Raw genomic sequence first — 21,508 nt, 5'->3', positions numbered from 1 at the left:
CAGGAGATGACCATGACAGACCAGCACCCAGAGAATCATCTAGCAACACGCATCACGGAACGCGGGCCGATCAGGACCATCGGTGTCATCGGGATGGGGTATGTCGGGATCCCCGCCGCCGTCCTCTTCGCCGATATCCCCGGGATCACCCATGTCTACGGGTTTCAGCGGGACTCAAAGACCTCGGGCTACAAGATCGCGATGCTGAACCGGGGCGAGTCCCCCCTCAAGGGCGAGGAGCCGGGGCTTGAGCCCCTCCTCCGGAAGGTCGTGGATGCCGGAACCTTCTCCTGCACACCGGACTTTTCAAAGATTGCAGACTGCGATGCCGTATGTCTTGCCATCCAGACCCCGTTCCTTGATCCCGCTGATCTTCTCCCTGACTTCACCCCGCTCATCGACGGCCTCCGGCATGTCGGCCGGAACCTTCGGCCAGGGATGCTCGTGGTCCTTGAATCGACCATCACCCCCGGCACCACCGCCGGTATGGCCCGGGAGATCCTTGAAGAGGAGTCCGGTCTTGTTGCCGGCCGGGACTTCGCCCTCGCCCATGCCCCTGAGCGGGTGATGGTCGGCCGGCTCCTCAGAAACATCCGCGAGCATGACCGGATCGTCGGCGGGATCGATCCCGTCTCGACAGCGCGGGCGGTCGAGCTCTACACCCCGGTCCTGACGACGGGCCGCGTCATCCCGATGACCGCAACCGCCGCCGAAGTGACGAAGACCGCCGAGAACACCTTCCGCGACCTCCAGATCGCCGCTGCAAACCAGCTCGCCCTCTACTGCGAGGCGATGGGCGTGAACTTTTATGATGTCCGTGCCGGGATCGACTCGCTGAAGGGCGAGGGGATCACCCGTGCCATCCTCTGGCCCGGCGCCGGGGTTGGCGGCCACTGCCTGACGAAGGATACCTATCACCTGGAGCGGGGGGTGCAGCTTGCCGCAGAAGCCGGAATGTCCGCAGAAGCAGCTCTCGACTATCCCGAGGGGCGGCCCTCGCTCTACACCCTCGCCCGCGATATCAACGACTTTATGCCCGCCCATATGCTCCACCTCACCGAGGCCGCACTGGCAGAGGCGGGCAAGGCCCTTTCAGGTGCGACGATCGCCCTCCTCGGCTGGGCCTTCATTAACGACAGCGACGACGCCCGCAACAGCCCGTCTGAACCGTATTTCAAGGCTGCAACCGCGGCGGGGGCTGCAGTCCGGGTACACGATCCCTGGGTCGATCCCGCCACCTCGCCGGATCTGCCGAGCCCCGATCAGCCGGACGGCGGCCTCACCATGGATCTCGAGCAGGCGCTCGCCGGTGCGGATGCTGTGGTGATCTTCACCGGGCATGCGGCGTACCGGGGGCTGGTGCCTGAGGATGTGAAGCGGCTCTCCGGGTGCGAGCAGCCGGTGATTGTGGATGGGAGGAATGTTGTTGAGCCGGAGGAATGGGTGACGGCGGGGTTTGTGTATAAGGGGGTTGGGAGAGGGGAGTGGAATTGAATCTGTTTCTGCTTACGAATTGATAGTATCCACTCTTCGGAAAATTGGAGAAGAACCGATCGTAAAGAAGATCCTTCTCCTTATAAATGAGAATCAGCTCAGGCTCATCGATCGTGCAATCGACGAGCTCTATAAACTGCTGCTTCGAGAGATGAAGCTCTGCTGCCATGAGCCCGAGCAGCTTATCACGTATTTCCTTTTTCCCATGAGATACCCAGGTTCGGATCGCTGTATCGCACCCATTGTGCCGGACTGTCAGTTTGATATGTCTGGACATCTCTGTTGAGAATCCTTTCTTCTTCAGGCGGGCAATAATTGTGTGATTCTTCCGGCTTACGGCATCAGATCCCCTCTGATATAAGGGACATGAGTTTCTGCCTGAACAATTGTGCTCCTGAAGAGAGCTTGTGGATATCCTGCTCTACATAATCCTTCCAGTTCTCTTCGAATTCATTGTCAGGAATTGGTGAAAATCTCATTTCGGGTTGCATCACTTGATACCCTGAACTCCATGAAGCAGAGAGTAATTTCGGATACGCCATTACCTTCCCCGTCAACGATCAGAGATGTGAGTTACATATATATGCATATGTACCCTCTATTGTGTAACCAAACGTGTGGAGGTATGTGTAGTATGGGGACAAATCTTGCACTCGATGATCATCTCATTGCTGAAGCCCAGGCAATCGGAGGTGCCCGCACAAAGAAGGCCGCGGTTACTGAAGCTCTTGAAGAATATATTCGGAGAAGAAAACAGGTACGGATCACGGAACTCTTTGGAAAGATAGAGTACGATCCGGAGTATGACTATAAAAAACACCGTCTGCGAAGATGAAAGTCCTTGTTGATACCTCAATCTGGTCCCTTGCTCTCAGGAGAAGAGGTGTTCTGTCAGAGGATGAAAAAGTATCAGTCAGTGCATTGATCGATCTCATCGATGATGCACGGGTTGTTATGATCGGCCCAATCAGGCAGGAACTACTCTCAGGGATCTCATCAATGTCACAGTTCAATGACCTTAAAGAGCATCTGCAGTCCTTTGAAGACCTGCCCCTTTACCGTGAGTATTATGAGAGGGCCGCGGATTTTTTTAATATTTGCAGACGATCCGGTGTTCAGGGATCACATATAGACTTTTTAATCTGTGCAGTGGCAGTTGAAGCGGATCTGCAGATTTATACCTCAGACCGTGATTTTATTCAGTATGCAAAGCACCTGCCTATCCGTTTATATGGGACATAACCGAATAACCCCCCATTCACATGCGCCCATATCTTCGGTGTGCCCTCTCGATAGACATGATATGAGTAATATAGACGTTTTTCTTATCTGGATCGATGGTATAGATCACGGTGAATGAACGTGCGATATGGAGACGGTACGAATCCCGCTTCTTATTTGTACGGAGTTTTTCCTTATCTCCATCTTTACCAGGATATGGATTATCCTGTAAAATTTTCAGCTTGTCTTTGATAATCCGTTGATCTTTGCTATCGAGCGAATTGAGAAACTCGAGCCCCCGTTTATCCACCATGAGGTGGAATATCAAAGCTCTAACTCCACGAATTCATTGCGGGCCATTACCTCTTCGATATCATCCGCGAGGCGCTCTTTTTTTATTCTATCTACCAGTCTCGCCAGCGTCTCGTCGAGCGTCTCATTCGTGAGTCTGAGATCCAGAATCTCGTTATAGGTCTTTTTTGAGACGGGAATATTCTCCGTAGCGGACATTGATTTCTATTATATGCTGATCAAAGATATAACTTCTTTCACAGTGGATTATCTGCAGGAACCCGGGTTGACACGAACTTCATTCCTTCTTCCGTTCCAGGTATGATCGAAGTGTCCTGAGATCAGCTTCTGCATCCTCTGCATCATAGTCAGGAGGCACTCCTTTCTCATCCAGCAGGAGGATCATCTCCCATTTGTTCGAACCCCGGCCAGCTCGGCAGCCTTGCCCAGGGAGAGGCGCCCTTCCCGGTACAATGCCACGGCCAACGTCCGGCGAAGAAATTGGTCAAGATCTGATCTCCTGATTATCATATTTAACTTTTGTGCATGGAATACAGTATGATACGTAGTGCCACTACGCAAGCCTCGCACAATCAGGAGCGGAATATAATCGTTTGGGGAACGTACCTGCGCGAGTACTCCTTATGAGTCTTTTCGATCGTCATGATCTTCTCAACCTTTACGATGCTCTCCTCGTGCTCAATAATATAGAAGATCGTAAAAGATCTGCTGACATGGAGGCGATAGACGGCAGGAGGATGAGGGCACTCAGGCCTCTCCTTGTTCCCCCCAGGAAACGGATCTTCTGCGAGTTCAAGAATCTTCAGAACGATGATTCGCCGGGTCTTTTTTGGAAGTTTTTTGAGGGAATCTTTTGCTCCCTTCTCGATGACGATTGAAAACACGTACATCTCCTGCTTCCCGGGTTTTACTCGTCTTGCATTATCTCGTCGGGGTCGAAGGCTACAAACTCGCCGGTATATGTCATAAAAGTCGGTCCGAGGAAGGTTGTCTACAGAAACCCGGAGTGAATACGAGATAATGGAATAAGGGGAGTCAAGTTAAAGACAAAGATCCCCATTCTCGGCAGAAGCATCATTTCAAAGAAGATCCTTCCCGCTATAGATGCTGTTGAGATCAGCCTCGTCGATCGTGCAATCGATTGTTTCCATAAACTGCTGCTTTGAGAGATGGAGTTGTTCTGCCATGAGACTGAGAAGCCGATCCCCGATCTCCTTTTTGCCATGAGATACCCATGTTCGGATCTGTGTATCGCACCCATTGTGCTGAAATGTCAGTTTGATATGCTTCGACATCTCTGTTGAGAATCCTTTCTTCTTCAGACGGGCAATAATTATGTGATTCTTCCGGCTCACGCCATCAGATCTCCCTGGTATACTCTTCTGATAGCAGGGATATGAGCTTCTGCCTGAACAATTGTGCTCCTGGAGAGAGCTTGTGGATATCCTGCTCTACATAATCCTTCCAGTTCTCTTCAAATTCATCTGTTATCTCCACAAGAGCTTCATGAAGATTTGATGCTGATGCAAGGAGATGATATTCGTGGTTATAGAGGATAAAATCCTCATTATCTCTCTCGCATGAAAGCTCGATTGGAGGATCAAGCGTATGAATCGTGTCACGAATCCGAACATACCAGAGAGGGATGTGGAAAAGTGATCGGCCATCTGAATCGGGTGCACGTTCCGTAACAAGCCGTTCAATCACGTCACTATATGTTTCGCGGGGGTGCTCCTTCATCTGACTGAGCAGATCCTTGACTCCGGTTGCGATCTTGATCGAACTCATGCTCTGCATACTACCATATACTACCTTGGTGGCATAAATGGTTTTGGATTATCAGGATGATAAAGTGGTTCTTCTCCATATTTCTGAAGGCCATTACTATCCAAAGGCTATCATACTACACGAATGGCCTCAAATAGCTATTATCTGACCAATACATGTAATAAATGACTTAATATATTTTTATATTCATTTCAAAGGCGCGATCTTTAAACGTTACAATTATTGGTGGTAACGAGTCAGAGACAGGCCTCATGGTATTTTGGAGAAGGGCTACTCGTATTGAGTATCAGAAATCCCCCCCGTCCTCGTCCGCAGGTGCTTCGCAGGGAGGTTGTACCGGGTGATCGCAGATGCAGCCGGGAGGTGCGGGAATGCTCCTTTGGTCTGCCAGAAGCAGATAAAACCCGATTCGCAGAATCACCTTTCAGGTAGCTCTCTTGAGCAAGGGTGTATCACCTCTGTCATCCTGATCCCTTCGCCCGCCCCCCCCGATACCCGCGCCGCACCTGCTTCACTGGTGTTGCACATGATCATTTGTGAGACATATTTCCAATCCTATGTCGCACAAGAATGGTTGTGGGAGATGGATGTCTCACAACCTTCCCTCCCCGGTGATAGCAGGGAGTCGGTGGCCGGGCGGGGATCATGGCGCCTTATTCCGCAGTGGTGGAGGGAGTTGAGATCTGAAGACGGATGAGGATCTGAAAAAAGATGTCCCACTCACTTTGCATTTGTGTTGAGGTATTCTTCAATAACCTGTTTGAAGAGACCAAAGTCTCGAAGGTTTTCCTGCAGGATTGAAAATGCAATCTCATCATTCATCCTGCCATATCTGTGAACCACCAGATTGCGAAAACCCTTCATTGTCCTGAGTTTTTCATGCATTTCAGACCTGATGATTCCATGTTTCACGAGGTGGATGATAGTATCCTCATCCTCACCAGGAATCCCAAGCTTCAGATCCGCATTCAGGATTGCGCAGATGTCGAAGATATTTTCTATCGCATATTCGATTCGTTTATATATCCCATCCTTCATCAGGCCCATATCGAGGAATTCTTCAAAGGATTCCGGCAGATGTTTCTTCACGAGCAGGACGCTCTCCTCCATTTCGATAAGCTTTGTCCGGATCAGTGTTTCCCTGACCGCACCACTCATACCATCAACTCTTTTCCGATATAGTCGTAGAAACGGTGTTTGAAGCTATCAAATTCCCTGATAGTCCGGTATGCAACATCATACGCAAAACGCATATCCTTTGCATACAGGAGACGGCCCCGGATGACCTCAATTCTGATGTAGAGCGGGAGGTGTGAAAAGATCTGGATATCAATACGTGCATCTGATAATTCTTTTATGCATGCAAACCGGAATCGTTCAGCCTCAGTTGTATCACCATCATACCAGAGACAGAGATCGATATCCGAATCAGCCCGTGCCTGCCCCGCTGCAACGGATCCATAGAGGAAGATGAAAAAGACGCGATCAAAGCCATCGATAGCTTTGATACGCTTCAGGGCTTTGTCTGCAAGGTCTTCTGTGGGGGGCATGCAGGATCTCATATGTACGTAATGGGCGTTCATCATCATATGTATTATTCGTCAACTACTCCAGCGTGACTAGCGGGGCTTGCAATAGCGGTGTTACAACATCCACCGTTGTACCTTCCCCGAGAATTCTGGCTTGTTCCTGTGTAACCTCAGGCACCAGTTCAATGGCTTCTTTGATCTTCTCACGTGCTTCTTCTTTCGTGTCACCCTCACTGATAGCTGCCGGAAGCTCCAGACACCGTACAGTACATCCACCTTCTTCTGCTGCCGCAAGAGCTACTGTATATTTCATGATTACTCATCGTTGTTTCGGGTATAGTAAAGGTAATCCAAACAGATCTCGTTGTGAAGAGCCTGTCCAAAACAGGAGGAGAGGGGTGCGGAACTCTTTATCACGAACGAGAGAGGGGTCACGAGGGTACAGGAAATTGAGATCCTCATCCCTGATGACCTGATCAACAAAGCAGACGAATAATCTGAATGCCCATCCTCAAAAGGAAGCCCTTTTTCAACACTGGGGCCTCTATGAGCGGCCCAGAGCTCGGCCGGGACAGGAGCAGTGTCTTCGGGTCGCCCCCCCCGCCTGGCCGCAATTGTCCTGATGCTGGTACCAGGATCCGGGCTGATTCTCTCCTTCCGGAACTATTGTCTGATGAAAGCCCGGGGAAGAAGGCATCCTCCATGTAACATATTGTAACAGTTTCGATCAGATCACCCGCATCCTGGTCTGCCAGGTGAAGGTTTTGGTCCGGGGTTGGAGACGAACCGGGAAAACGCTACAGGAACGCCTTGGAACGTATCGAAGAGTACTCAAAAGGATACCATCCCGGTTCTGGTATCGGACATGCAGCAGATTAATCATCAGAATTATGATCTCGTCTTCAAAGAGGCCTTCTCTCTCTTTGAGAACCGTTCCCTGGATTTCCTTGGGCTGGTTCTTCCCCGGAAAAGATCCAAACTGCGCTGGAACGAGAGGAAGAGGTCAATGAGCTCGAATTAATCTTCCTGCCTCTGATGAAGAGCAGCCTGCCGGTTGACGCCTTGCTCAGGAGGACGATTGAACTTGCTCACAGGATCCCGGAGATGGAGGTCAGCCAGAAGATACGCGAGCTCTCGCTCGCCGTCTCAAATCGCATCGTTGATGAAGAAACACTACAGGAACTGTGGGAGGAAATGCAGATGCTGAAAGTCATCAAATTCGCTGAAAAGAAGGGAATGGAGAAAGGACTGGAGAAGGGAAGAGAGGAAGGGCAGATCAAAGTCATCAAACAGATTTCACCCAGAAAGTTTGGTCCATTGCCACGCGGCCTCAGCCAGGCGATTGATACCCTGGATCTCGCAACCCTTGATTGTATCGTCAATGATCTCCTTGACATGGAAAGTATCGATGACCCGAGGCGCTATATCCCGGACTGGTAGACTCCTGAAGTGGTAGATTCGTCACCTACCCACGACTGAAGTCGTGGGCTTCCTACCTGTTAGATCGTGACGGATGGAGAGTTCGCATGATTTTTTTTGGAGATGGAAACAAAGCTGGATCTGCTTTATGGGGTATTTCTGATCGGACGGTCAGATTCATAGCAGCGAACAAATGCCGTACCAGCCATCGGATGGAACCTGGGGTGGACTCTCATTTGGCGATACTTTTTTGGAGAATGAGACCAAGTAGAGTTATCAGGAGAAGATCTCTACAAGAGATTGCAGTATTTGCGAAAGCCTGAGAAATGGTTGTTTAAGGTGCAGTTGGTGAGCGTAATCGGATTTTGCGTCAAAAAGGGTACATGGGAGTTACTGATTGGGGATTATAATGGGAAACACAAGTCTTGAACAGGATTTACAGAGCGAAATCAGGGAACTGCCCCTTCATTACCAGAAGAAAATTCTGGATATTGTACGGCTTATGAAGATAGGATGCAGAACCACCATCAAAAAACATGACATTCTTGAATTGAAAGGGTGCGGGAAGGATCTCTGGAAAGGTACTGATGCGAAAGAATATGTCAAGAAACTGAGGAATGAATGGGACTGAATCTGCAACTCCTGTTGAAGGATAAGACGGCAATCGCACTGGATACAGCTCTGTTTATCTATCTGATCGAAGAAAATCCCACGTATATCCGGTTTGTCGAACCGATATTTCTTGGGATTAGTAGGGGTGCTATCCAGGCCTGCACCTCCACCATCACCCTTATTGAAGTTCTCACAAAGCCTCTGGAAGAAAATAACACTGAATTAATACAAAAATATTGCGAAATCATGTCTGATTCAGCAAATCTCTTTTTATCTGATGTTGATAGAGAAATCGCGGTTGAATCTGCACGCCTGAGGGCAGCCTACTCATTACGAACACCCGATGCCATCCAATGAGCGACCGGAATCGTTAATGGTGCGGAACTCTTTATCACGAATGATAGTGGGTTTAAGAAGGTACAGGATATTGAGATCCTCATCCTTGATGACCTGATGTGACAACTCCCCCGATACCCGCACCGCACCTGCTTTCTGTCACTCCTGATAATTTTGGTAGCTGCATCGGAATCTCTAACGGGATCTTTTCCCACGTTCCGAAGAATTCAGGGGAAAAAACCTCGCGATCAGAATTGTGGGGAAGAGTCTATTGTGGAAAGACAATCGATCGATCCTTTTGGCACATGCATACCTTTATAGAATGTCATCACTGAATATGAAGTGCGATAGCATTATGAAATTCTCTCTCATTGTCGAAAAGGATGAGGATGGGCGGTATGTTGTGGAGTGTACTGACCTGCCGGGATGTATGAGTGAAGGGGAAACACTTCAGGAAGCCATTGAAAATATCCATGAAGCAATCATTGGCTGTCTCAGATCGAGATTGAAGGTTGCGTCTGAGAATATTCAGATCACTTCTCTTCCATCTCACATGAGTATCGATCTTGATTCCTCTGGAATACAATATGCCTAAGCTTCCCCGAGCAAACGCTTTAAAACACATTGCTGCCTTCAATAGAGCAGGATTGGTCGAAAATCATATTGAGGGCAGTCATCATATCCTTGTGAAATCTGGTAGCCAGATACATCTATCAATCCCCGTTCATAGCGGGAAGGATCTCGGTATAGGCCTGCTGCGCAGACTCATTGAGAAAGCTGGTATGACTCATGAGGAGTATTGCATGTATTTCTCAAAGAAACGATGACTCTTCTTCAAACCGCAAAACCCCGAAGAACACTTTTCAGCGGTATGAATGAACAGATGATCGGTTCTGCATATGCTCATCGCAGTATGAAAGCCGCTTGATTCATCAGTTCCAGGTTCCACACACCTTCAGCTCCACCTTTCCCTCTTCCCATGAGATGAAGGTGCCAGATGCGTCAATGTCATCGAGATTATCATCGGGCTTTCGCCTCTCGCCTCTGGTGTCATTAATTATATTAGTACCTGTACAAGAGAGAGAGAGAGAGAGAGAGAGAGCTGATCAAGAACCGGGGTTTGCCTCGACTGAACGTGATGCGGTTATAAACATCCGTTTCCCGTTTCACCATGTCCAAATAATCCACGGTTCTGCTCCATATCTCGATATCACAACTTCGGAGAAGAGTGAGGGGGCTTCTGTAATACATATCAGCGGATCCCCCATCGCCCGCTCGCCCGTCCGCACATGCTTCGCAGGGAGGTTGAGCTGTGTGATAGTTGTAGGGGTTGTACCGGGTGATCGCAGATGCTGACGCGGGAGGGGAGGGAAAGCTCCTTTGGTCTGCCAGAAGCAGATACACCCCGATTCGCAGAATCGCCTTTCAGGTTGCTCTCCTGAGCAAGGGTGTATCATCTCTGTCATCCTGATCCCTTCACTTGCTGCCCCTCCCGATACCCGCGCCGCACGTACCGCACCTGCCGCACGTGCTTCAAAGTATCCATCTGCTTGAGCCAACCCACCTGCCTGAACCTACCCATACTATAGCAATGAGGCCTTCTTCCTGCCAAACCCTTCCTCAAACAGAACGGCACATCCGGATCAAAGCCCTTAATGTCTTGTATGCCAACATTTCTGCAGAGATGTTCAATTCAGGAATGAAGAACCAGGATCCCCCACACACCACCGTCTGTGTCGTCGGCCTCGGGTATGTCGGGTATCCGCTCGCATGTGCATTTACTGGGAAAAATCACTTCAAGAATGACTAGATAATTAAATAAATATACATATATAGTGCCAGATATGGACTTTCTCATTAGTTTATACATAAGATAAAATATTGAAGTGAAATTATCATGAAGATCCCAAAATTACCTTTTAGCAAGACGATTATCGATGTTCAATGGGCATTCATCAGCATTGTTACCGCATCGCTTGCTCATTTCATCCTCAGGATCGTTCTTGGAAGGGAGCTGGGAGCAGATGGCCTTGGTATCTACACCCTTGCCTTTACCATCTATCTCTTTGGAATGCAGTTTGCCGCATTTGGGATCGGTGCGGCGCTGACAAAATTTGTTGCACAATTCATTGATGATCCAATAACCATCAGAAATTATGTCTCATCAGGAATGACCAGTTCAATTATCACTGGCACCATCATGGGAGTTGTCCTCTTTCTCCTTGCCCCTGTCATTTCAATATCTTTTTTTGACGTTCCTGAACTTGAACCCCTCCTCAAACTGACTGCGATCTGCTACCCATTTATCGCTATTCAGAAGGCTGTTCTCGGAACATTGAATGGCTTTCGAAGGATGCATCTTTATGCATTATTGGAGATTATCCAGAATGTAGCAGTTGTATGCATCTCAATCACCCTGGTGCTCTTGTACGGGATGGGGGTGATGGGGGCTGTCGTTGGTTTTGTGGTTCCTACTGTGGTTATAGGTATTATCTGTCCCTTGCTGATCCGTGATTCTATCGGTCTGGATCAGTCGCTTTGGGACAAACCTACACTATATGCAACAACTATCTTTGGATTATATGTGGTGATGGGAAATTCAATCGGTTTTCTGAACACTCAGGTAGACAGCATCATGCTTGGATACTACCTAAATCCGGCTGAGGTTGGTATCTATGCGGTTGCTGTGCTACTCGCACAGACGCTTACGCTTCTTCCAAGTGCTGTACAACGCATAACAGGACCAACAATAGCGACACTTCACGGGAAAGGAGACATACAGAAAATCAGAGGTATCATTATCTCAACAATGAAGAAAATCTTTCTGATTTCAGCAGCTCTGGCGTTATTCATTGCAGCTTCAGGGCAATTTTTTATTGAATTCTTATTCAAATCCGAGTTTCTTCCCGCATTCACACCTCTCCTCATTCTTCTCTTAGGTCAGACATTTTTTTCACCTTTTATGGCTATCGGTAGCACACTTGCAAGTATTGGCAAGGTACACATCAGCTTTCGTATTGCCGCTGTCTGTGCAATTTTAAACCTTGGACTTAATGTTTTACTCATTCCACTTTTTGGAATAGTTGGTGCTGCAATTGCAACGGCAGGTACCTTGGTTGGTACATTTTTGATTTCTGTAATAATAATAAATATTATGCTCAAGAGAATAATTTAATTAATGGAACTCTACAATCCGAAAGAGGGAATCGCCTAAACACTTCCTGATCATGTGGATTTGGATAATACGGTGCAGGTTTGCATAGAACCCTACATTCCCGGTAACACCTAACCAGCCCTGAAAACTACCTCTTTATCCTCCTTAGATTCTTAAGATATCCCCCCATATTGGGGCGAAAGATTTATAATCGTTATGTATCATAGGACTTACGCATAACCCTCCGAAAAAAATTTAGAGCGCATACTTTGGATCCTTTAGGTAGTCGGCGATAGCATTAGACTGAATCTCCCATTTTGCCTGATAAATTGTGATGTCCTGCTGTTGATTCACAGCCTCTAACCGGATATATGCTCGAATCGAGCAATTAATGTGATTTTTCTGCCCAGCTGCTTTTCGAACTTTACAATCTTCTACGCAACATAGCTCTTTCAGAGCACGATGGTAGTTTTCAATAGACCAGCATATCGCCTGGAGGTTTTTCCTGTCAACGTAATCCATCGTAAGACAATTCGTGGCCCAGTACCGGTCACTTCCTTTTTTGTTCACCGAATGAAATACCTTGATAAAACCGTATTTCCGGAGATGAACCTCCAATCCATCATCCTGAATTGCCAGTGATGATACCTGGACATTCCCGGTTCGGTCAGGATTTACCATTCGATTCTTCTTGACGCGAGTAAACCAGTTCCAGCCCAGACGGTCGAGATATTTGAGATTCTCAATTCCGGAATACCAGCTATCAAACATGACAAAATAGGGGTTGAATCCACGATCATTTGCCGTTTGAAGCATATCACGAAGGTGATCGCTCTTGGTTTTCCCATCACAATCGATATCGTAGATCCGGTAATCAACGGGAAACGTATTCACTCCATTGGTCCAGACAAGCGTTGTTTTCGCTCATTTAATTTTGATCCACTTGGCTCATCTAAAAGTGGATCAGTTTTTGATGAGCGAATACAAAGCGTGACCAGACCGATGCCTTTCACCACTTTCCTGTGTTTTCCACTCCATTGAAAATGTGTGGTTTCGATTTTCTCGGAGTGGATTTTGTCAATCACAGTATCATCGAGAACCAGCCACCCATTGCGTCGTTCAATACAGGGTGCAACCTCCATCCATAACGTCTCGGTAGTAAGAGACTGTCTTGTCAGAAATCGGTTGAATTTGTCATGAGATACGACGATTCCTGTTTTTGAGTGGCAATCTGCTGCTTTCACACAGGATACATCACAGGTAGCTGTAATGAGGAAATGTATGTAATCCGTGCCAGTTATCTGATACTGTTTTGACACACATGATTTAAAGCATCACCAATATATTGATTTTTGTTCAAACTGTTAAAGTGCGTGAGTCCTATCCAGAATCTCTTTGTGAACGGGTCACTCCGAGGACGAAAGAAGTGATCATGTTGCACATCTACTGCGAGGCGATGAGTTGACCTTCAATGATGTCCGGGTCGGGAGCAGTGGTCGGCGGCCACTGCCTGTGGATGTGAAATGGATCTAAGGTGCGAGAAGTCGTTGATTATAAATGGAAGTAATGTTGTAGAACCGAAGGAATGGATGAAGGCAGGGTTTGATTATAAGGGGTTGGGAGAGGGGATGCAGATTCGAATCCAATAATTTAAAGAGGATCGCAGTAACAGTCTCCATAATTCAATGTTCTTGATAACAAACCCTTTTATTCATCCAATTAAGATAATTAATGAGGTTCCTTTAATGAAAACGATACTCATCACAGGTGGTGCGGGCTTCATCGGCTCAGCAGTTATCCGTCATTTAATTAAAGAATCAGATTATTCTATCATAAATGTTGATAAGCTAACCTATGCCGGAAATCTGGATTCCCTCCAGGGGATAGAAACAAACCCTCAGTATCATTTTGAACAGATAGATATCTGTGATGCTGAGGGGCTGGGTTCGGTCTTTGAACGCTATCAGCCGGATGTTGTGATGCATCTTGCAGCAGAATCGCATGTTGATCGCTCAATTGATGGGCCGGCGACCTTTATCCAGACAAATATTATCGGAACATATACACTGCTTGAAGCGGCGCGTGCATATTGGGAACAGCTTTCTCCTGAGAAGAAGAACCAGTTTCGGTTTCACCATATATCAACTGATGAAGTCTATGGTGATCTTGGAGAGACAGATGCCCTCTTCACTGAAGAGACTCCCTATGCACCGAGTTCCCCCTATTCAGCATCAAAGGCAAGTTCAGATCATCTTGTCAGATCCTGGTTCCGTACATACGGTCTCCCAACGATGGTGACAAACTGCTCAAATAATTATGGTCCATATCAGTTTCCCGAAAAGCTCATCCCTCTGATGATTCTCAATGCTCTTGAAGGAAAACCCCTCCCCATCTATGGGAAGGGAGATCAGGTTCGTGACTGGCTCTATGTCGAAGATCATGCCCGCGCTCTCTGCCTTGTTGCCGTCCAGGGAGTTCCTGGAAAGACCTATAATATCGGTGGGAATAACGAGAAGAAGAACATCGAGGTTGTTCATTCTATTTGTGATCTTCTTGAGGAAAATGCCCCTGACAAGCCTTCAGGTGTGTCACATTATGTTGATCTCATCAGATTTGTCCAGGACAGACCAGGTCATGATATCCGATACGCAATTGATGCCTCAAGGATTCGGGATGAACTTGGCTGGGTTCCCGAGGAAACATTTGAAACAGGTCTCCGTAAAACGGTTGAGTGGTACCTTAATAACCTCTCCTGGTGCCAGAGAGTACAGGATGGGTCATATCAGAGAGAACGGCTTGGTGTGAACAAATGAAAGGAATAATTCTTGCTGGAGGGAGTGGAACCCGCCTCTATCCCGTAACAAAAGGTGTCTCCAAACAACTTCTCCCAATCTATGATAAACCGATGATCTACTATCCTCTGTCTGTACTGATGCTGGCAGGGATTCGGGATATTCTTGTTATCACAACTCCTGAGGATCAGAGCGGCTATATCCGGCTGCTTGGTGATGGAACGCACCTTGGCATTCATCTCACCTATGCGACTCAGCCAAGCCCTGACGGGTTGGCTCAGGCTTTTATCATTGGTGAAGAGTTCATCGGGAGTGATCCTGTCTGTCTTATTCTGGGAGATAATATCTTTTATGGACCCGATTTCAGCCCCCGATTACGGAAAGCTCTCAAGCGACCATCAGGTGCTACAATCTTTGGATATCAGGTGAAAGATCCGGAGAATTATGGGGTTGTTGAGTTCGATGAAGAGAAACGGGTTCGTTCCCTGGAAGAAAAACCCCGAAAGCCAAAGTCACACTATGCAATAACCGGTCTCTACTTCTATGACAATGACGTCGTCGAGATCGCAAAGCAGATCAAACCCTCTGCTCGTGGCGAACTTGAGATCACAAGTGTTAACCAGGCATATCTGGAACGCGGGGATCTTAACGTCGAACTGCTCGGACGTGGGTTCGCATGGCTGGATACCGGAACCCATGAGAATCTCCTTGATGCAGCACACTTCGTGGAGACGATCGAGAAGAGACAGGGCTACAAGATCGCATGCCTTGAAGAGATTGCCTGGCGCAACGGGTGGCTCAGTGTTGAGGAGGTAACAGAGCTAGCCCGCCCCCTTGCGAAGAATGGGTATGGGCGGTATCTGCTTGAGTTAATAAAGATAGAAAACGGGAGTACTGAATGATCCCCGTCACCCGCCCCTGGCTTCCTGACAAGGACAAATATATGGAGTATATTGGGCGGTGCTATGAGAATCACCAGCTTACAAATAATGGTCCGCTTGCCCAGGAGCTGAAGGCCCGCCTTGAGGAGTACCTCGGTGTTGAGAACCTTCTCCTGGTTGCAAACGGCACCCTCGCCCTCCAGATAGCATATAAGACATTAGGCGTCTCAGGAAAGGCCATCACCACACCGTTTACCTTCGTTGCCACAAGCAGCTCCCTCAGGTGGGAGGGGATAGAGCCCGTGTATGCTGATATTGATGAAGGAACCCTGAACCTCTCTCCTCACAAAGCACGCGAAGCCATTGATCCTGACGTTACAGCCATTGTCCCAGTCCATGTATATGGGAATCCCTGTGATGTGGAGGCCTTCGACAGGATCGCCAAGGAACACGACCTGAAGATCATTTATGATGCAGCGCATGCATTTGGGGTTCGGCTGAACGGGGAAAGCATTCTCAAGTGGGGCGATGCCGCAACGCTCAGCCTCCACGCGACAAAGGTGTTTCATACCGTCGAAGGGGGGGCCATCATCTTCAAGAAGAAGGAAGATTATGATCGTGCATGTCGGCTTATCAACTTTGGTTATGAAGATGGTGAGGTTGTCGATGAGGGAATAAATGCAAAGATGAGTGAGTTCCATGCTGCCATGGGTCTCTGCATGCTGGATGAGATTGACAATATTCACAAGAATCGGGAAGAAGTCTATTACCGCTATCACGAATCACTCAAAGACCACTTCGAGATGCCGGTGTGGAACGAGGGTGCTACACGGAATTATGCATATTTCCCTGTGCTCTTTCCATCCGAACAAGCGCTGCTCAGGGCGCAGCAGCGTTTGAATGAGGCGGGGGTGTATCCGAGGCGGTATTTCTATCCTTCTCTGGATGAGGTGAGGCATTGTCGATCTGATAGGTATAATTCCATATCGAGGGATAGAACACGGAGGGTGCTTTGTCTGCCTATGTACGCTAAACTTCCGTTTAGTACTCAAGAGCAGGTTATTTCAAGTCTCATTTCACTAGAATATCTCTGACTTGGGGGGACTTATATTAACCTATATGATAAGTTGAATAGAAGATAAATATAATTCGAATATTGAGGTAGAATGATGGAAAATATAACCATTTTTGGTGCAGGTGGTCATGCTAAAGTGATTATTGATATATTAGAGAGACAAGGTGCTTATCATATAGAAGGAATTTTTGTTGACACACCTAATGTCCGAGAATTAATGGGTTACCCTGTCCTTGGCAATATCTCGGATTGTTGTTCTTACAAACGAGGTATTATTGCTATTGGTGATAATTTTGATAGGCAAGTCGTTACCAACAAAATTAAATCTCTCAATCCAGATTTTAAATTCATTAATGCGATTCATCCGAATGCTACCATAGGAAAAGAAGTTACAATTGGCTATGGATCTGTTGTTTCGGCTGGGGCAATAATTAATGCCCATGCACTAATTGGAAATCATTGTATCATAAATACAAACGCGACTGTCGAGCATGATGTTATTATTGGTGACTACTCTACAGTAGGGCCTTCGAGTACAATTGGTGGGAATTCAATTATTGGGAGATTATCTAACGTCTCCTTGGGTGCAAATGTTATTCAGAAGATAAAAGTGGGGGACGGTACTTTGATTGGTGCGGGTTCAACCGTAATTAATGAGTTACCTGCGGGTGTTTTAGCATATGGTATACCTGCAAGAGTTATAAGGAAAAGAGACCCGAATGAAAAGTATCTGTAACAGGTCAGGTATACCCGTGAGCCGCCATGGCCATGAATGAACCCCCCCGAATACCCCTCTAATGGCATCGAATAGTGACCTTCCATTCTTCTTCACAGTCGAAATGTATCCCACGAACTCTGCAAAAGTTGGATGCCCTCACTTTGCGAGACCTCCCCCTTGAAAGAACCGTCAATATAAAGTTTGATATGTAACAAAATTCAAACAATTTATTGAGGTAAAACTATGAGCAAGAAGAGAATAATTCATTTTTTTAAAAATAGATCAAACATTTTTAACGATACCTTTGTTAGTCAAGTTGAAAGTTTGGAGGAATTAAGAGAACATTATCAACACCAATTTATTTTCATGGACAAAAGTCCAGATATTCATGAAAGCTCTTGTTGTCAGTACATCTATCTGGAAGATTCAAGAACAATAGTGGAGAAATTTTTAATTATGATGAATGTTGCAAAACAAGCAGATTTAATTCTTGTGCATGGATTATTCCACCCTTATTATATACTATTGCTTGCCTGCTGTAGATCTCTTTGCTCTAAAGCAAGCTGGGTTGTTTGGGGAGGTGATATTTATGGTTGGTCCGGCAACGATTTGCCGATATTTTACAATCTTTTAAAAAAAATCCGTTCTCTCTTGGTTCAGAGAATAATTAATAATCTTAATGCTATTGTAACTCTCAGTCCGGGGGATTATGAGACGATCTTAAGCACGTATGTAGCAAATGCTAAGCATTTAAATACATTTTATCCGAATCCTGTACTATTAAGATACTTTGATCAGGCAACTCAATCTCGAGGGCAGACGAATAATGCCACCAGAAATATTCTACTTAATAATTCTGCTACGTATCTGAATGAGCATATTGAAGTTATTGACATACTTAAAAGAAAAGAAGAAGTACCTTTTAATCTGATCTGTCCTTTATCATATGGTGATAAAGAATCCTTAGTAAAATTGCCCCAATTTATAAAGTATTGTAAGGAACATTTGGGCGAAAAATTTCATCCTATTACTAGTTTTATGGATCCCTCCGATTACGCTTGCTTGTTAAGAACAATTAATGTTGGAATTGTTAATTATAGACGTCAACAAGCGATAGGAACAATAACGCCGTTACTTTATGTGGGAGCGAAGGTATACTTAAGGAAAGATACTTCGATATACAAATGGTTGTCGGATTTAGGTCTTATAATTTTTAATGTTGATGAGCTTCCTGATATCTCGGGAAACGAAATCTTCGAATTTTCTGAAGTTTTTAGGAATAAAAACAAGAATATTATTACGGATCACTTTTCTAATTCAAATTATATCAAGATGTGGAAAGTGGTTTTCGATTCGTAGCAAGTCAGGTTTCAGTACCTGACTTTGTGATTTTTTAACTTAGAATCTTCCCGTCCCTTTACTCTCTTGGGATAACGTACCTTTCTTTCTGTAAATTCTCTGACCCTGGTCTCCTTGGTTGATCATTCTCTCTCGTCCGACAAATACCTTCTGCCCGTAACCCACTCTTCGTTGATGTCCATCAAGATAGCTCCTATGAGTCTGAGGAGGGACTCATCATTAGGAAACACCCCTGTGTCAATGTCGGTTTACTTTTCCCCATTTCCGTCGGCGTAAAAATACCCAAATTCGTCGGGATAAAATTCCCCATCTGTGTCGGAATAAAAATCCCCAATGTACAACCAGAGAGTATCTGGGATTCCCATGCTCAAGGACGAGGAGTTTTTTATGTTACTGGATCTAGCTCGTGAACAGGAACTGGCAACGGGGAAAGTCAATATCAGCTTGCTGTCCCGAGAAACCGGCTATGACAGAAAAACCATAGCTCGGCATCTTTCTTTGGATCAACCCTCAAAACATCCTCAGACCCGAAATAAACCAAGCAAGCTGGATCCCTTCAAACCATACATTCAGGAGAGGTTGAACAATTATCCTCGTCTGAGCCGTGTTCGACTTCTGGAAGAGATCCAGAATCTCGGCTATGATGGCGGACCAACAATACTTGGTGATTTTATCCGCCAGATTCGCCCCAACATCACCATTCCGGCTGAAATCAGATATGAAACCAAACCGGGAGAGATGATGCAGTGTGACTGGCTTGAATACCCCTATGAAACGGCCGATGGATCCAGAAAGAAGGTCTATGGCCTCTCAATGGTTCTTGGCTATTCCCGAATGAGATATGTAGAATTCTTCCCTCATCAGGGTCTTCCTGCTCTTCTCAAAGGACACCTGGGAGCCTTTGAGTATTTTGGCGGAGTTACTGAGATGATCCTCTATGACAATCTTCGGAGTGTCGTTCTTAACCGGAAATATCCCTCAACCTCTTCAGAATTTCATCCCCTCTTTGCAGACTTCCGTGACCACTTCGGGTTTACATCACGGCTCTGCCGGCTGGGTCGGGCCAAAACCAAAGGCAAAGTTGAACGTGCAATTCACTACATCAAAGACAACCTCTTGTACGGCCGAATGTTTCATTCTATCGAGGATCTTAATCTTCAGGCACGTACCTGGCTCAATTGCGTCAATGGGAAAGTTCATGGAACCACCCATGAGATTCCGTTTGATCGCCTGGTTCGGGAGAACCTTCGTCCTTTCTCCTCGTACAAACCGTATCTCCTCAAGAGAAAAGAATCCCGAAAAGTTTCCAAAGACTGCTACATCTCGCTATACGGGAATAGCTACTCAGTTCCCTGGAAGTTTGCAGGAAGGCGTGTTGACGCATATATCCATGAGAATCACGTGTCAATTCATGCTGATGGCACAGAGATCTGCACCCATATTCTCCTGAATAGGAGAAATGAGCGTTCAAAGAAAAAAGAGCATTTTGAAGGGCTTTACAAAGAAATCCTGGGTTTATCCAGCAATGGTGCAAAGAAGGAGCGGGTAAACAAACCAGCCATTGATCAGCACTCTGTTGAGACACGAGATCTTGCAGAATATGACGTTTTTGCAGAGGAGGGCCGGGTATGACGACTCTTCTTCTTGAGCAGATCCATCACCGCCTTACCATGATGAAACTGGATGCGATGGATGCTCTGCTTGAACCAACGCTTGAACGTGCAATGAACGAGAATCTCAGTCCAATTGAGACGATTGGGTATCTGGTTGAACAGGAATGGAACAACAGGACGTCGACGAGAATTAGAACCCGGACAAAAAGTGCTGGTTTCCCTCTCCTGAAGCGAATTGAAGAGTTTGATTTTACGTTCCAACCCTCAATTGATCAGACGGTGATCAGGGATCTTGCCACTCTGAGATTTATTGATAATGCAGAGAATGTGGTCTTCCTTGGACCACCTGGTGTTGGTAAAACACATCTGGCGATTGGTCTGGGTGTTTCTGCAATTGAACAGGGGATCCCGGTTCTCTTCATCAATGCGTCTGTCCTGATCGAACAGCTCAAAGAAGCATATCACAGTGATCAGCTTGATCGGTATCTGAAGAAACTCATCCGGCCAGGTCTCCTGATCATCGATGAGATCGGGTATCTTCCATTCGATGCTCAGGCGGCATACTGTTTCTTCCAGTTGATATCCCGGCGATATGAGCAGGGATCAACGATTTTCACCTCGAACAAATCGTTTGGTAACTGGGGGGAGATCTTTCAGGATCAGGTGATTGCCGCAGCGCTTCTGGATCGAATCCTGCACCACTGTAGAACGGTGAATATCCGGGGAGAGAGTTATCGTATGAAAGACAGAAAGAGCCACAAATTATGGGTGAACAAGCATGAATCGGCAGAATAGAGGTTTCCTAATGTTTGATAGAGAATTAACGATAAGTTTAAGTGGGGTGGGGAGAATTATTCCGACACAAGTGGGGATTTCTAGACCGACGTTGACACCCTGCAACCCTTGTTCTCCGTTTTAACTCTTTATTCATCCTCTCCATCATATTTGTCGTTCTGATCTTCTTCCAGTGTTCTTTTGGAAACGCAGTATAACTCAGAAGGCCGGGGATGAATCTCTCAATAGTATTCGCGGCCTTTCTGTATCCTTTGTCATTTAACTCATCAGCGAGAGCCTGAAGCCTTTCCTCACTACCGTAGGCATCTCTCAGACATTCAATGATCTCTTTCTGCATCTTGCGAGGGATATTCTTCAAAACAGCTCGTGTACAATGGACCTGACACATCTGTCAATGGCGGTGTAGAAAT

The 21,508-nt window shown here is 46.5% G+C and carries 28 protein-coding genes and 3 pseudogenes; 18 read left to right on the top strand and 13 right to left on the bottom strand.

The genetic code is table 11. From position 1 onward, the window contains the following. Nucleotides 1–12 precede the first annotated feature (12 nt). Nucleotides 13–1,494 carry a nucleotide sugar dehydrogenase gene (locus RJ53_RS01600; protein ID WP_211529867.1) on the top strand — a complete coding sequence of 494 codons (1,482 nt, stop codon included), beginning with the start codon at nt 13–15 and terminating at the stop codon, nt 1,492–1,494. A 341-nt stretch (nt 1,495–1,835) separates the two neighbouring features. On the opposite strand, the gene RJ53_RS01595 is transcribed toward RJ53_RS01600, so the two are convergent. Next, complete coding sequence (locus RJ53_RS01595) at nt 1,836–2,036, bottom strand: hypothetical protein (protein ID WP_211529866.1); 201 nt, start codon at nt 2,034–2,036, stop codon at nt 1,836–1,838. A gap of 92 nt (nt 2,037–2,128) precedes the next feature. Here RJ53_RS01595 and RJ53_RS01590 point away from each other — a divergent pair, with 92 nt between their 5' ends. Together RJ53_RS01590 and vapC are read left to right on the top strand one after the other, a co-directional pair. After that, on the top strand, nt 2,129–2,329 hold the full coding sequence (locus RJ53_RS01590; protein ID WP_211529865.1) for a type II toxin-antitoxin system VapB family antitoxin: 201 nt from the start codon (nt 2,129–2,131) through the stop codon (nt 2,327–2,329). Then, on the top strand, nt 2,326–2,736 hold the full coding sequence (vapC, locus tag RJ53_RS01585; RefSeq protein WP_211529864.1) for a type II toxin-antitoxin system VapC family toxin: 411 nt from the start codon (nt 2,326–2,328) through the stop codon (nt 2,734–2,736). Before RJ53_RS01590 ends, vapC begins: the two co-directional genes overlap by 4 nt. 303 nt (nt 2,737–3,039) lie before the next feature. Here vapC and RJ53_RS01580 read toward each other — a convergent pair whose 3' ends face one another. The 8 genes from RJ53_RS01580 to RJ53_RS01545 form a co-directional block, all read right to left on the bottom strand. After that, a complete protein-coding gene (locus RJ53_RS01580; RefSeq protein ID WP_211529863.1) occupies nt 3,040–3,225 on the bottom strand; it encodes a hypothetical protein in 186 nt (61 codons plus the stop codon). Between the two features lie 183 nt (nt 3,226–3,408). Next, a complete protein-coding gene (locus RJ53_RS11890; RefSeq protein ID WP_394357502.1) occupies nt 3,409–3,537 on the bottom strand; it encodes a UPF0175 family protein in 129 nt (42 codons plus the stop codon). A 62-nt stretch (nt 3,538–3,599) separates the two neighbouring features. Beyond that, a complete protein-coding gene (locus RJ53_RS01570; RefSeq protein WP_246495936.1) occupies nt 3,600–3,917 on the bottom strand; it encodes a type II toxin-antitoxin system RelE family toxin in 318 nt (105 codons plus the stop codon). A gap of 189 nt (nt 3,918–4,106) precedes the next feature. Then, entirely contained in the window at nt 4,107–4,382 is a 276-nt protein-coding gene (locus RJ53_RS01565) for a hypothetical protein (RefSeq protein WP_211529861.1), read from the bottom strand. Nucleotides 4,383–4,386: 4 nt separating this feature from the next. Next, a complete protein-coding gene (locus RJ53_RS01560) occupies nt 4,387–4,824 on the bottom strand; it encodes a hypothetical protein (RefSeq protein WP_211529860.1) in 438 nt (145 codons plus the stop codon). A 711-nt stretch (nt 4,825–5,535) separates the two neighbouring features. Further along, nucleotides 5,536–5,973: a type VII toxin-antitoxin system HepT family RNase toxin gene (gene hepT / locus RJ53_RS01555; protein WP_246495935.1), complete on the bottom strand. Its 438-nt coding sequence runs from the start codon at nt 5,971–5,973 to the stop codon at nt 5,536–5,538. Beyond that, nucleotides 5,970–6,365 (bottom strand): nucleotidyltransferase domain-containing protein, encoded by a 396-nt coding sequence (locus RJ53_RS01550; RefSeq protein ID WP_246495934.1) that lies wholly within the window; start codon nt 6,363–6,365, stop codon nt 5,970–5,972. The genes hepT and RJ53_RS01550 overlap by 4 nt, the downstream gene beginning before the upstream one ends. A gap of 55 nt (nt 6,366–6,420) precedes the next feature. After that, the gene (locus RJ53_RS01545) at nt 6,421–6,657 is read right to left on the bottom strand and encodes a type II toxin-antitoxin system HicB family antitoxin (RefSeq protein WP_211529858.1); all 237 of its coding nucleotides are present in this window, start codon (nt 6,655–6,657) and stop codon (nt 6,421–6,423) included. A 233-nt stretch (nt 6,658–6,890) separates the two neighbouring features. Here RJ53_RS01545 and RJ53_RS01540 point away from each other — a divergent pair, with 233 nt between their 5' ends. The 6 genes from RJ53_RS01540 (at nt 6,891) to RJ53_RS01515 (ending at nt 9,538) form a co-directional block, all read left to right on the top strand. Next, nucleotides 6,891–7,052 carry a hypothetical protein gene (locus RJ53_RS01540; RefSeq protein ID WP_211529857.1) on the top strand — a complete coding sequence of 54 codons (162 nt, stop codon included), beginning with the start codon at nt 6,891–6,893 and terminating at the stop codon, nt 7,050–7,052. Nucleotides 7,053–7,379: 327 nt separating this feature from the next. Beyond that, nucleotides 7,380–7,784: a DUF4351 domain-containing protein gene (locus RJ53_RS01535; RefSeq protein WP_211529856.1), complete on the top strand. Its 405-nt coding sequence runs from the start codon at nt 7,380–7,382 to the stop codon at nt 7,782–7,784. Between the two features lie 388 nt (nt 7,785–8,172). Further along, nucleotides 8,173–8,394, top strand: coding sequence for a hypothetical protein (locus tag RJ53_RS01530; RefSeq protein ID WP_211529855.1), 222 nt, complete (start codon nt 8,173–8,175; stop codon nt 8,392–8,394). After that, entirely contained in the window at nt 8,385–8,732 is a 348-nt protein-coding gene (locus RJ53_RS01525; protein WP_211529854.1) for a type II toxin-antitoxin system VapC family toxin, read from the top strand. Before RJ53_RS01530 ends, RJ53_RS01525 begins: the two co-directional genes overlap by 10 nt. A 301-nt stretch (nt 8,733–9,033) precedes the next feature. After that, a complete protein-coding gene (locus RJ53_RS01520; protein ID WP_343221813.1) occupies nt 9,034–9,306 on the top strand; it encodes a type II toxin-antitoxin system HicB family antitoxin in 273 nt (90 codons plus the stop codon). Continuing rightward, a complete protein-coding gene (locus tag RJ53_RS01515; RefSeq protein WP_211530081.1) occupies nt 9,299–9,538 on the top strand; it encodes a type II toxin-antitoxin system HicA family toxin in 240 nt (79 codons plus the stop codon). Before RJ53_RS01520 ends, RJ53_RS01515 begins: the two co-directional genes overlap by 8 nt. Before the next feature lie 339 nt (nt 9,539–9,877). On the opposite strand, the gene RJ53_RS01510 is transcribed toward RJ53_RS01515, so the two are convergent. After that, nucleotides 9,878–10,270: a hypothetical protein gene (locus RJ53_RS01510; RefSeq protein ID WP_211529853.1), complete on the bottom strand. Its 393-nt coding sequence runs from the start codon at nt 10,268–10,270 to the stop codon at nt 9,878–9,880. 125 nt (nt 10,271–10,395) lie between these two features. Here RJ53_RS01510 and RJ53_RS11745 point away from each other — a divergent pair, with 125 nt between their 5' ends. After that, nucleotides 10,396–10,521 carry a hypothetical protein gene (locus RJ53_RS11745; RefSeq protein ID WP_281412415.1) on the top strand — a complete coding sequence of 42 codons (126 nt, stop codon included), beginning with the start codon at nt 10,396–10,398 and terminating at the stop codon, nt 10,519–10,521. An 87-nt stretch (nt 10,522–10,608) separates the two neighbouring features. Then, nucleotides 10,609–11,886, top strand: a complete 1,278-nt coding sequence (locus RJ53_RS01505; RefSeq protein WP_211529852.1) for a flippase — start codon at nt 10,609–10,611, stop codon at nt 11,884–11,886. 234 nt (nt 11,887–12,120) lie between these two features. Here RJ53_RS01505 and RJ53_RS01500 read toward each other — a convergent pair. After that, nucleotides 12,121–13,184, bottom strand: a pseudogene (locus RJ53_RS01500) (IS701 family transposase). 426 nt (nt 13,185–13,610) lie between these two features. Here RJ53_RS01500 and rfbB point away from each other — a divergent pair. The 5 genes from rfbB to RJ53_RS01475 all read left to right on the top strand — a co-directional run bounded on the left by rfbB (nt 13,611) and on the right by RJ53_RS01475 (nt 18,690). After that, on the top strand, nt 13,611–14,678 hold the full coding sequence (gene rfbB / locus RJ53_RS01495; RefSeq protein WP_211529851.1) for a dTDP-glucose 4,6-dehydratase: 1,068 nt from the start codon (nt 13,611–13,613) through the stop codon (nt 14,676–14,678). Beyond that, nucleotides 14,675–15,559, top strand: coding sequence for a glucose-1-phosphate thymidylyltransferase RfbA (gene rfbA, locus RJ53_RS01490; RefSeq protein ID WP_211529850.1), 885 nt, complete (start codon nt 14,675–14,677; stop codon nt 15,557–15,559). The genes rfbB and rfbA overlap by 4 nt, the downstream gene beginning before the upstream one ends. After that, nucleotides 15,556–16,632 (top strand): DegT/DnrJ/EryC1/StrS family aminotransferase, encoded by a 1,077-nt coding sequence (locus RJ53_RS01485; RefSeq protein WP_211529849.1) that lies wholly within the window; start codon nt 15,556–15,558, stop codon nt 16,630–16,632. Before rfbA ends, RJ53_RS01485 begins: the two co-directional genes overlap by 4 nt. A 72-nt stretch (nt 16,633–16,704) precedes the next feature. Continuing rightward, on the top strand, nt 16,705–17,349 hold the full coding sequence (locus RJ53_RS01480) for an acetyltransferase (RefSeq protein WP_211529848.1): 645 nt from the start codon (nt 16,705–16,707) through the stop codon (nt 17,347–17,349). A gap of 225 nt (nt 17,350–17,574) precedes the next feature. Beyond that, nucleotides 17,575–18,690, top strand: coding sequence for a TDP-N-acetylfucosamine:lipid II N-acetylfucosaminyltransferase (locus tag RJ53_RS01475; RefSeq protein ID WP_211529847.1), 1,116 nt, complete (start codon nt 17,575–17,577; stop codon nt 18,688–18,690). Nucleotides 18,691–18,812: 122 nt separating this feature from the next. Here the strand turns inward: RJ53_RS01475 and RJ53_RS01470 are convergent. Next, nucleotides 18,813–18,923: pseudogene (locus RJ53_RS01470) on the bottom strand (transposase); the annotation flags it as partial. 100 nt (nt 18,924–19,023) lie between these two features. Here RJ53_RS01470 and istA point away from each other — a divergent pair. Further along, nucleotides 19,024–20,322: an IS21 family transposase gene (gene istA / locus RJ53_RS01465; protein WP_343221802.1), complete on the top strand. Its 1,299-nt coding sequence runs from the start codon at nt 19,024–19,026 to the stop codon at nt 20,320–20,322. Then, the gene (gene istB, locus RJ53_RS01460; RefSeq protein WP_211529845.1) at nt 20,319–21,098 is read left to right on the top strand and encodes an IS21-like element helper ATPase IstB; all 780 of its coding nucleotides are present in this window, start codon (nt 20,319–20,321) and stop codon (nt 21,096–21,098) included. The genes istA and istB overlap by 4 nt, the downstream gene beginning before the upstream one ends. Before the next feature lie 97 nt (nt 21,099–21,195). Here istB and RJ53_RS01455 read toward each other — a convergent pair. Further along, nucleotides 21,196–21,489, bottom strand: a pseudogene (locus RJ53_RS01455) (transposase); the annotation flags it as partial. Nucleotides 21,490–21,508: the final 19 nt, after the last annotated feature.

It is taken from the genome of Methanocalculus chunghsingensis (assembly GCF_018132105.1).
Taxonomy (GTDB): Archaea; Halobacteriota; Methanomicrobia; order Methanomicrobiales; family Methanocorpusculaceae; genus Methanocalculus; species Methanocalculus chunghsingensis.
This window is presented reverse-complemented; position numbering and strand designations above follow the sequence as displayed.

Bases quoted from the DNA above. Each gene is read 5' to 3' on its own strand.
- RJ53_RS01600 (WP_211529867.1), top strand. From the start codon at position 13: ATGACAGACCAGCACCCAGAGAATCATCTAGCAACACGCATCACGGAA.
- RJ53_RS01595 (WP_211529866.1), bottom strand. From the start codon at position 2,036: ATGGCGTATCCGAAATTACTCTCTGCTTCATGGAGTTCAGGGTATCAA.
- RJ53_RS01590 (WP_211529865.1), top strand. From the start codon at position 2,129: ATGGGGACAAATCTTGCACTCGATGATCATCTCATTGCTGAAGCCCAG.
- vapC (WP_211529864.1), top strand. From the start codon at position 2,326: ATGAAAGTCCTTGTTGATACCTCAATCTGGTCCCTTGCTCTCAGGAGA.
- RJ53_RS01580 (WP_211529863.1), bottom strand. From the start codon at position 3,225: ATGTCCGCTACGGAGAATATTCCCGTCTCAAAAAAGACCTATAACGAG.
- RJ53_RS11890 (WP_394357502.1), bottom strand. From the start codon at position 3,537: ATGATAATCAGGAGATCAGATCTTGACCAATTTCTTCGCCGGACGTTG.
- RJ53_RS01570 (WP_246495936.1), bottom strand. From the start codon at position 3,917: ATGTACGTGTTTTCAATCGTCATCGAGAAGGGAGCAAAAGATTCCCTC.
- RJ53_RS01560 (WP_211529860.1), bottom strand. From the start codon at position 4,824: ATGCAGAGCATGAGTTCGATCAAGATCGCAACCGGAGTCAAGGATCTG.
- hepT (WP_246495935.1), bottom strand. From the start codon at position 5,973: ATGAGTGGTGCGGTCAGGGAAACACTGATCCGGACAAAGCTTATCGAA.
- RJ53_RS01550 (WP_246495934.1), bottom strand. From the start codon at position 6,365: ATGCCCCCCACAGAAGACCTTGCAGACAAAGCCCTGAAGCGTATCAAA.
- RJ53_RS01545 (WP_211529858.1), bottom strand. From the start codon at position 6,657: ATGAAATATACAGTAGCTCTTGCGGCAGCAGAAGAAGGTGGATGTACT.
- RJ53_RS01540 (WP_211529857.1), top strand. From the start codon at position 6,891: ATGAGCGGCCCAGAGCTCGGCCGGGACAGGAGCAGTGTCTTCGGGTCG.
- RJ53_RS01535 (WP_211529856.1), top strand. From the start codon at position 7,380: ATGAAGAGCAGCCTGCCGGTTGACGCCTTGCTCAGGAGGACGATTGAA.
- RJ53_RS01530 (WP_211529855.1), top strand. From the start codon at position 8,173: ATGGGAAACACAAGTCTTGAACAGGATTTACAGAGCGAAATCAGGGAA.
- RJ53_RS01525 (WP_211529854.1), top strand. From the start codon at position 8,385: ATGGGACTGAATCTGCAACTCCTGTTGAAGGATAAGACGGCAATCGCA.
- RJ53_RS01520 (WP_343221813.1), top strand. From the start codon at position 9,034: ATGTCATCACTGAATATGAAGTGCGATAGCATTATGAAATTCTCTCTC.
- RJ53_RS01515 (WP_211530081.1), top strand. From the start codon at position 9,299: ATGCCTAAGCTTCCCCGAGCAAACGCTTTAAAACACATTGCTGCCTTC.
- RJ53_RS11745 (WP_281412415.1), top strand. From the start codon at position 10,396: ATGTTCAATTCAGGAATGAAGAACCAGGATCCCCCACACACCACCGTC.
- RJ53_RS01505 (WP_211529852.1), top strand. From the start codon at position 10,609: ATGAAGATCCCAAAATTACCTTTTAGCAAGACGATTATCGATGTTCAA.
- rfbB (WP_211529851.1), top strand. From the start codon at position 13,611: ATGAAAACGATACTCATCACAGGTGGTGCGGGCTTCATCGGCTCAGCA.
- rfbA (WP_211529850.1), top strand. From the start codon at position 14,675: ATGAAAGGAATAATTCTTGCTGGAGGGAGTGGAACCCGCCTCTATCCC.
- RJ53_RS01485 (WP_211529849.1), top strand. From the start codon at position 15,556: ATGATCCCCGTCACCCGCCCCTGGCTTCCTGACAAGGACAAATATATG.
- RJ53_RS01480 (WP_211529848.1), top strand. From the start codon at position 16,705: ATGATGGAAAATATAACCATTTTTGGTGCAGGTGGTCATGCTAAAGTG.
- RJ53_RS01475 (WP_211529847.1), top strand. From the start codon at position 17,575: ATGAGCAAGAAGAGAATAATTCATTTTTTTAAAAATAGATCAAACATT.
- istA (WP_343221802.1), top strand. From the start codon at position 19,024: ATGTACAACCAGAGAGTATCTGGGATTCCCATGCTCAAGGACGAGGAG.
- istB (WP_211529845.1), top strand. From the start codon at position 20,319: ATGACGACTCTTCTTCTTGAGCAGATCCATCACCGCCTTACCATGATG.